The following is a 7,360-nucleotide window of genomic DNA, read 5'->3' as shown; positions in this document are numbered from 1 at the left end:
CGCAGAATTTATAAAAGCGAAGCAGATGCACAGGATGCAGCAGAAAACGAGCTTAAAAAACTCAAACGTGGTGTTGCATCATTTTCTTTTGATCTTGCCATTGGTAACCCTGAATTAATTGCAGAAAGTCCAATAAAAACATTAGGATTTAAGAAAGATATTGATGAAAAAGATTGGATTGCAGTGCGTGTACATCTTAACTTTGATCAAAATGGATTAGTTTCACAAGTCGAAGCAGAGATGAAAGAACCTGAAGAGGAAAAAGAATAAGGCCCGCATTGCGGGCTTTTTGTTATGAAAAGTATTCTTGACTTAATCACAACAAAATCAGTACTTGTGCGTTATAATTGTATAAACCAATAAAATATGGTAACAATATGACTAATAAAGATATTTTTGATGATCTATGCGATATTGCAGAATTTAAACACGAAATCTTGCAAGTTAGAATGCTCATAAGAATGAGCGATGAAGAGTTCGATTTTTTCTCAAGTCAAATATCAAGAATTGTAAGAAATGTGCCAGTGACAGCTATTGAAATAGCTCACATCATTATTGGCGGTGCGATGCGTGGATTCAAATTGAATGAGTTGCCTGCATTTTTAAAATTTACTGTAAATGTGATGTTTGCTTTAAATGATAATGTTGATATAGCTGCTGAATGTACGGATACTTTGACTAATGCATCTTATGAAACATGGGAGTTTGATCAGGATATTGTAGATAGTACTAATAGTGTTTTAAGATCAATTGTGTATCTAACTAATGTAATTAATGGCAACATCATATTCGTGAAGTAATAAATAAGCCCGCTAAATGCGGGCTTTTTGTTATCTTATGGACAAGTATTATCTAATCCAAATTTAATCATGTCAGATAAGGAAACTTTTATTTTTCCATCTTTTTTCCAAATTGGGCTTATATCTGATTGTGCGCCACTAAAAAATTCAGGATTCATTTTAGCATTGCCATTTAAAGCATAAGTACCGCCATCTTTCCCATAACTTACAACAAATAAAGAATTATTTGCACGGCACCAAATCGCAACTTCATCAACAGTAAATGGCCATGTTCCTTTGAACTTACTTTTTTCTATAAAAATGCTAGTTGGCATTGTTGGTTTTGTAGAAGTTTGTGTTATTTGTTGTGGTTCATGCTCATCATCCCCAGAATTCAATGCTGCAACAACAAAACCCAAAAGAATGATGAAAGCAACAAAGCCAACAGCACTATTATTTTTCTTATTCTTTGAACTTAATGCGTTGTCTTGGCTAGAATGCGGGCTTAATAGATTATAAAAACTTTGTGCCTTTTTCTTATCTTGAATTTTCAATAAATGATGATTAATGCTGAATGAGGTACCCAAAAAGCCTGATTTGAAAGGAGATAGCGATATATCATTTAGGTTAATGGATTCAATATTTTCACCCATTAATTTCTTTTGAACAAAAAGAACTCTTTTATCTGTTACAGCGACTAAAAATCTAGTGTTTTTAATGTTTGCAATTAAATAATCATTGATAGTTTCATCTGATAACAATGCACTGCTTAGAGTTTTGAATTCTTTTTGTTTATGTATCTTATCCATCATCAATCCCTTCTTCTATTTCTGAACAAAGTACCTGGTTCAGTATGAACCACTGCACCAATGATTTCAAAGTCATTCGGTGGGTTTTTCATATCAACTTGGAAAGGTTTATAAAGTGGATTTGTACTAGATATTTCAATGATGTTATTGGGTAATTTCTGCACGCTTTTAACGATCAAATCACCATTCATACGAATAACATAGATGCCTTCGCCATATAACTTATTAGCTGTATCTATCAACATTACATCACGATCTTCAATCAAGCCAATCATAGATTCACCGCGGGCCGTAATTGCGATCAAGTTTTTATAATTTACTTGTAGATACTTTTCTACCCAATATTTTCTATATGCCATGCTGAAAACATAGGATTCTGAATCAATCGCAGAGCCATTGCCAGCACTGGCACAAACGTCATAACGTGGCACAAAGCAGAATTCATCTAAATCTACTAAGTTGCCTGCATTGTCATAAATAATCGGATCAGGGTTATCAGATTTAACACCTGTGATGATGTATTGCACATCACAACCTATTTTTGCGATATTTGAAAAATATTCTGAATCAGGTTTACGAGTACCTTTTTCATAATTCATTTGAGCATTTCCGCCCACACCTGCTATCTCGCCAAACTCTTTTTGGGTCATTTTTAAGTTGTCCCTAACTTCTTTGATTCTATATCCGATTTCTATCATTTGAATTGTTCCTCTTTAATTACACTCAACTGATGCAATAATATGTTGACTTTATGTCAGTTGATGGGTAATATCATAAATACAGTCATTTGGAGTATTAAAAAATAAGTCATTTGTTAAGTCATTAGGAGTATTATCTATGAAAAACAAGCTATTTACAAGCGAACAGCGTACAGAACAAGTAAGAGTTGCATTAACTAAAAAAGAATTAGAAGCTTTAAAATCAATAGCAAACAAGGAAAATAGACCCATCGCAACAACAGCACATGCATTATTAAAAAAAGCTATTAAAGATTATTCATGAATAATCAATCAAACGGAGAGATCATGGACAGAAGAACACCTCATTCGTTTAGTTGCCCGCAATGTGGACACAAAGCGAAGATTGTATTTACAAAGGTGATGACTGATCAAACGAGAGAAAAGTCATATCAATGTTCAAACATTCTGTGTTCTTCGACATTTGTCACGCATGAAACGATCACAAGATTTTTAATCAAAACACCTGCCCAAAACGGCAACTAATTAATTTTTAAGGAGATTCAATTATGACTTTTGCTAGTCAGGGGATTTTTTTACCCAAAAATCAGTTAAAGCAACTTTTCGAGAATGCTGCAAAAACATTTAAGTGGGTTGCAAAACATGCACGCGGTCAAGTTTTGACGCAACAATTCAATGATAAAGCATTCGTAATGCAAGGCTTTGCCAACACTTTGGATCACATGGATAAAGCAACTTTATTGGATGCTTTGGAAAACATGCGTCATGCGTATTACGAAGCAGCAGACAACATTGCTGATGAAAAAGCGACGTATCGCTTATTAAAACTCGCATTGCAAACACATGATTTTGCACAAAAGGAGCGCAGACATGGCTAGAGAAATTAAGTTTAGGGCATGGCTTGGCGGTCAAAATAGATATGTTGGTGTAGATGCTATTGATTTCGATGAAGATAGTATCAGAATTAACGATGAATATTTCTTTCTTGCTGATTTACAACAATACGCAGGCTTAACTGACAAAAACGACAAAGAGATTTATGAAGGTGACTATGTAAAAGTTACGAGCCACACGCCAGCTTTTTGCCAATTTGGTTGTGATAAAGATTGTGAAGGTGTTGTTGATTTTCTTGAGTGCGGCTTTGTTGTTACTGATCGAAAAACATTTGCAAGACCTCTTTTTACAGAAATCTGTGACATTGAAGTAATCGGAAATATCTACGAAAACCCTGAGTTATTAGAGGTGAATCATGATTAGCTCGGTCATTACAGTCACCAACGGTATTACGCTCAAGAACATCACAGACAATGAGCCAAGCATCATTCTATTCACGCGCCAACAATGTGTTTCATCTAAAAAGATGATTCATATGATCGATGAGTTAAGCAAAAAACAATCTCACATTGCTTGTGTGAATGTGGACATGAGCCCAAACAGCACAGGCAAAACATTGGCGCATCGCTTCAACATTGTTGTAGCCCCTTCATTTGTTGTGTATTCAAAAGGCAAGGAAGTGTTTAGGGGCTGTGGTTTTACGCAATTTGAACGATTCATCACAAATTGGGGTCAATATGTTTAAAGAGATGGAACGAAGCCAACGCGATGAAATTGTTCGTCGCTTTCAGGCTGAAACAGGGGCAAAACCACAAGCCAATGGCGAACGCTATAAAAAAGGCGTTTGCCCTATGTGTGGCCAAAAGTCATTGTGGATCTTTGGGGATAATCCGTGGAAGATTCAGTGCGATAAGCTGAACTCATGTGGTTATGAGATCAGCGCACGTGAAATGTATCCTGATGTGTTTGATAACTTTTCTAAGCGTTATGCTCATGAAATGGAAACGGATTCACGCGCAATTGCTAAAGCATACTTGAGGGAAGCAAGGGGCTTTAATACAGCAATTGTGAATAGTTTCACACAAGAATCATACACAGATTTTTCAACAAAAGCGACAACGCCAACAGTTCGTTTTGCAATGCCAGGGGACGGATTTTGGGAACGCTTGATCGAAAACTTGGAAAGCTTTGAACAGAAAGCACGTTTTAAACCTGGTTATTCTTATAAGGGTTTAGCGTGGCAAGTACCTGATTTAGACGCTAGTAAAATCAAGCAATTGTGGGTAGTTGAAGGCATTTTTGATGCAATTGCATTGTTGCACCACGGCATTTATGCGATCAGTGCAATGAGTGCAAATAACTTTCCTGATCATACTTTGAAACAAATCTATCAAGCCAATCATCGTGTTGAATTGGTGATCGCATTGGATAGTGATGTTGTGGGCCGTAAATCATGCCTAAAGTTTTATGAAAAAGCACGTGAAATTGGCTTTGGCAAAGTTAAAGTTGCGATCACAGGCAATGAAGATGATTGGAACGACAAGCATTTAAAAGAAGCATTTAAACCTGAAGATATTGAAAAATACTTCTACAACGGTGCATTGCTCACAGCGAAAACGCCAATTGCAAAAGCTCAATTGATGTATGAACGCAATAGCTTCAATCAATTTTATTTAGAATTTGGCAGCAGAACGTATTGGGTAAAAGTGGACGCTGAAAAGCTGAATCAAGATAAAGAAGTGGAAGAAGTCGAAGGTAAGGAAGATAGCAAAGAAGTGGTTTCTTTCAAATCAGCTTGCACCGTGACACAGATCGCCAACTGTACCATTGATTTTCTATACGCACAGCAAGAGATCGGCACGAATGAAAAGTTTTATTTTTTGAACATTCGCACTGATAAAAATCAAAATAAGGATTCATTCAATCCGAAACATCTGGGCAGTGCAAGTGAGTTTAAAACACGTGTGATGAACACTGTCACAGGCGCACAATTCACAGGTAAAACAGAGCATTTGGATAAGATTTATGAAACAAAAGCAGGCAGTTTGCGTGATGTGAATACAGTTGATTTCTTTGGTTATGCTAATGAAGTTGGTGCATACATTTTTAAAAAGTTCGCAGTGAAGAATGGCCAAGTTTTTAAGATCAATGCTGAAGAATACTTTGAATTACCTAAGCAAACATACATTAAAAGTACGTTTGACATGGAAAAGTTTGATCCCGCAATGGAATATCAAAACACTTGGACAGATGATTATTTTGATGTTTATGGCGTGAAAGGTGTTGCTGTATTGGCTTATTGGTTGGGTGCATTATTTGCTGAACAGATTCGTGCGCAATTTGGCTCATATCCTTTTTTAGAATTAACAGGTGATGCCAATGCGGGTAAATCATCATTGTTAAGATTCCTTTGGAAAATATTGGGTCGTGCTGATTATGAAGGGCAGAACCCAAACAATGGCAGTAAAGTTGGTTACTTACGCACATTGGCACAAGTGGGCAACTTGCCAACTGTAATGATCGAATGTGAAGGCTTCAACTTAGAAGATTTAAAAACATTGTTTGATGGTGGCTATTTACGTACCACAGGCCAAAAAAACATGGGCAATAAAACACACATGCCTAAATTTCGCTCCGCTTTGGTTTTATCACAGAATGAACGAGCGATCACAGAAGGCTCACGAGATAACCAATTAGCACTGTTACAACGCTTAATTTATGTGCATTTTGACACGACACGCCACACACCAGCACGCAGAAAAAAGGCGCAAAGATTAGAAACGATGGATATGAAAGAGTGTTCAGGTTTTCTATTAGAAGCATTGAAGCATGAGAACCAAATCATGCAAAAGCTGAATGAAGTGTTTGAAGGGTATCAAGATCAGATCATGGCCATTCCTGATATGAACGTGACACGTATCGGCTTGACGCATGGCTTGATGTTATCGCTTTTAGATGCATTGGCAATGATCATTGATATGCCCGAAATGTTGATCAATAACACACGCGAATACATTTGCAGAATTGCATCAGAACGCCAAACAGAATTGAAGCAGGATCATCCAAGTTTGGAACAGTTCTGGGATGCTTTCGATTACTTAGAATCACAGGGTTATCAAGTGAATCATTCACGCAATGATGATTATTTAGCGATCAATTTACAGCAGTTTTATGCGTTATGCGGTGACTTAAAACAGCCGTTGGATGACATGAAAACCATCAAAAAACTATTACCAACATCTATTCGTTACAAGTACTTAGAGCACAACAAAACAGTGAATTCTAAATATGACGATCCAAAATCACTGCAACAGGGTTTTAAAGCATACAAATCATTACGTTGTTATCTATTTGCAAGAAAATCTAATTTAAAAACAGGATCTTAATCATGAACGACAAATTATTAAGCATCAAAGATATTGCTGAATTAGTGGGTTATTCATTAGTACACACAAAGCGCAGCATCATCACCCAACCTGATTTTCCAAAGCCTATCAAGTTGGTGCCGAAAGGCTCACCACGTTGGAAGCAATCAGAATTATTGAAGTATTTTGACACTAGGAAGGAGATTTAATATGAAGTATTACATTGCATCAAAAGATAGTTCATTTTACAAAGATATGTTGCAGTTTTATAAAGACTATAAAGTTTTAGTTAAAGCATTCTTAGATTTTAAAAAAGCACATGGTTTTGAATCTGACTTGGTGGTTTTTGGTAGTGAAATTGGTATTGAGTTATCTGCAAATGATCATAAAAAATTTAAAGATGAATTTCTCAAAAAACCTTCAAGATTAGGTGTTTATTACCTCAAAAAGAAATCACCATTGTTGAAAGATTGGCAAAGTCGTATTGAAGGTGTGAAATTTTTTGAGCGTCCTCATATTTGTTTTTACATGCAAATGTACACACATCGCACAACTCAAAAATCATTCTGTGGCATCGATGATGTTTTATATGTTGGCATTGATCTTCATGGGCCAGAAGTTGGTGAAGAAGAGTTGAAATGGTTAACAGAAATCAAACCGAGTGAATTTTATTTAGCACATGAAGCAATCGTTGCAAAAAAGGCAGGCTCCAATGACTAAATCAGAAGTAGCTCAAATCAATGAGCGTATTGCAGGCATCCAACGCATCATCATCTATTTACGCAAACAACAAGATGATCTATTCAGCAACAGAAAACAGCAATCTAAAGCTTATAAAACAATCGTTGATGAAATCAAAGATGCAAAAAAACGCA

Annotated in this window: 11 protein-coding genes and 1 pseudogene; 10 read left to right on the top strand and 2 right to left on the bottom strand. The window is 36.2% G+C overall.

The annotated features are described in order from the left end of the window. Together BZK14_RS13315 and BZK14_RS07395 are read left to right on the top strand one after the other, a co-directional pair. Nucleotides 1-270 (top strand): annotated as a pseudogene (locus BZK14_RS13315) (phage late control D family protein); the annotation flags it as partial. 107 nt (nucleotides 271-377) lie between these two features. Next, complete coding sequence (locus BZK14_RS07395) at nucleotides 378-800, top strand: hypothetical protein (RefSeq protein ID WP_077925890.1); 423 nt, start codon at nucleotides 378-380, stop codon at nucleotides 798-800. 35 nt (nucleotides 801-835) lie between these two features. On the opposite strand, the gene BZK14_RS07390 is transcribed toward BZK14_RS07395, so the two are convergent. Both BZK14_RS07390 and BZK14_RS07385 read right to left on the bottom strand, forming a co-directional pair. Further along, the gene (locus BZK14_RS07390; protein WP_077925889.1) at nucleotides 836-1,591 is read right to left on the bottom strand and encodes a PH domain-containing protein; all 756 of its coding nucleotides are present in this window, start codon (nucleotides 1,589-1,591) and stop codon (nucleotides 836-838) included. After that, nucleotides 1,591-2,286, bottom strand: a complete 696-nt coding sequence (locus BZK14_RS07385) for an XRE family transcriptional regulator (RefSeq protein ID WP_077925888.1) — start codon at nucleotides 2,284-2,286, stop codon at nucleotides 1,591-1,593. Before BZK14_RS07385 ends, BZK14_RS07390 begins: the two co-directional genes overlap by 1 nt. A gap of 139 nt (nucleotides 2,287-2,425) precedes the next feature. Between BZK14_RS07385 and BZK14_RS13310 the strand changes: the two genes are divergently transcribed. From BZK14_RS13310 to BZK14_RS07350, 8 genes are read left to right on the top strand one after another with little or no spacing between them, the layout of a single operon-like run. Continuing rightward, the gene (locus tag BZK14_RS13310; protein WP_171973667.1) at nucleotides 2,426-2,590 is read left to right on the top strand and encodes a hypothetical protein; all 165 of its coding nucleotides are present in this window, start codon (nucleotides 2,426-2,428) and stop codon (nucleotides 2,588-2,590) included. Next, nucleotides 2,587-2,811: an ogr/Delta-like zinc finger family protein gene (locus BZK14_RS13640; RefSeq protein WP_342742238.1), complete on the top strand. Its 225-nt coding sequence runs from the start codon at nucleotides 2,587-2,589 to the stop codon at nucleotides 2,809-2,811. Before BZK14_RS13310 ends, BZK14_RS13640 begins: the two co-directional genes overlap by 4 nt. A 23-nt stretch (nucleotides 2,812-2,834) precedes the next feature. Then, a complete protein-coding gene (locus BZK14_RS07375) occupies nucleotides 2,835-3,164 on the top strand; it encodes a hypothetical protein (RefSeq protein ID WP_077925887.1) in 330 nt (109 codons plus the stop codon). Further along, a complete protein-coding gene (locus BZK14_RS07370; RefSeq protein ID WP_143691399.1) occupies nucleotides 3,157-3,543 on the top strand; it encodes a YopX family protein in 387 nt (128 codons plus the stop codon). The genes BZK14_RS07375 and BZK14_RS07370 overlap by 8 nt, the downstream gene beginning before the upstream one ends. Further along, nucleotides 3,536-3,865, top strand: a complete 330-nt coding sequence (locus BZK14_RS07365; protein ID WP_077925885.1) for a thioredoxin family protein — start codon at nucleotides 3,536-3,538, stop codon at nucleotides 3,863-3,865. Before BZK14_RS07370 ends, BZK14_RS07365 begins: the two co-directional genes overlap by 8 nt. After that, a complete protein-coding gene (locus BZK14_RS07360; protein WP_077925884.1) occupies nucleotides 3,858-6,506 on the top strand; it encodes a toprim domain-containing protein in 2,649 nt (882 codons plus the stop codon). The genes BZK14_RS07365 and BZK14_RS07360 overlap by 8 nt, the downstream gene beginning before the upstream one ends. 2 nt (nucleotides 6,507-6,508) lie before the next feature. Next, nucleotides 6,509-6,694, top strand: a complete 186-nt coding sequence (locus BZK14_RS07355) for a helix-turn-helix transcriptional regulator (RefSeq protein WP_077925883.1) — start codon at nucleotides 6,509-6,511, stop codon at nucleotides 6,692-6,694. 1 nt (nucleotide 6,695) lies between these two features. Then, entirely contained in the window at nucleotides 6,696-7,205 is a 510-nt protein-coding gene (locus tag BZK14_RS07350) for a hypothetical protein (protein WP_077925882.1), read from the top strand. The last annotated feature ends 155 nt before the right edge of the window (nucleotides 7,206-7,360 follow it).

Source organism: Wohlfahrtiimonas larvae (assembly GCF_002006755.1).
In the GTDB taxonomy this organism is placed as follows: domain Bacteria; phylum Pseudomonadota; class Gammaproteobacteria; order Cardiobacteriales; family Wohlfahrtiimonadaceae; genus Wohlfahrtiimonas; species Wohlfahrtiimonas larvae.
The sequence above is the reverse complement of the archived record's forward strand: the minus strand, read 5'-3'. Positions and strand labels throughout refer to the sequence as shown.

Coding starts and splice junctions, on each gene's coding strand:
- BZK14_RS07365 (WP_077925885.1), top strand. CDS start 3,536: ATGATTAGCTCGGTCATTACAGTCACCAACGGTATTACGCTCAAGAAC.
- BZK14_RS07395 (WP_077925890.1), top strand. CDS start 378: ATGACTAATAAAGATATTTTTGATGATCTATGCGATATTGCAGAATTT.
- BZK14_RS07350 (WP_077925882.1), top strand. CDS start 6,696: ATGAAGTATTACATTGCATCAAAAGATAGTTCATTTTACAAAGATATG.
- BZK14_RS07375 (WP_077925887.1), top strand. CDS start 2,835: ATGACTTTTGCTAGTCAGGGGATTTTTTTACCCAAAAATCAGTTAAAG.
- BZK14_RS13310 (WP_171973667.1), top strand. CDS start 2,426: ATGAAAAACAAGCTATTTACAAGCGAACAGCGTACAGAACAAGTAAGA.
- BZK14_RS07385 (WP_077925888.1), bottom strand. CDS start 2,286: ATGATAGAAATCGGATATAGAATCAAAGAAGTTAGGGACAACTTAAAA.
- BZK14_RS13640 (WP_342742238.1), top strand. CDS start 2,587: ATGAATAATCAATCAAACGGAGAGATCATGGACAGAAGAACACCTCAT.
- BZK14_RS07370 (WP_143691399.1), top strand. CDS start 3,157: ATGGCTAGAGAAATTAAGTTTAGGGCATGGCTTGGCGGTCAAAATAGA.
- BZK14_RS07360 (WP_077925884.1), top strand. CDS start 3,858: ATGTTTAAAGAGATGGAACGAAGCCAACGCGATGAAATTGTTCGTCGC.
- BZK14_RS07355 (WP_077925883.1), top strand. CDS start 6,509: ATGAACGACAAATTATTAAGCATCAAAGATATTGCTGAATTAGTGGGT.
- BZK14_RS07390 (WP_077925889.1), bottom strand. CDS start 1,591: ATGATGGATAAGATACATAAACAAAAAGAATTCAAAACTCTAAGCAGT.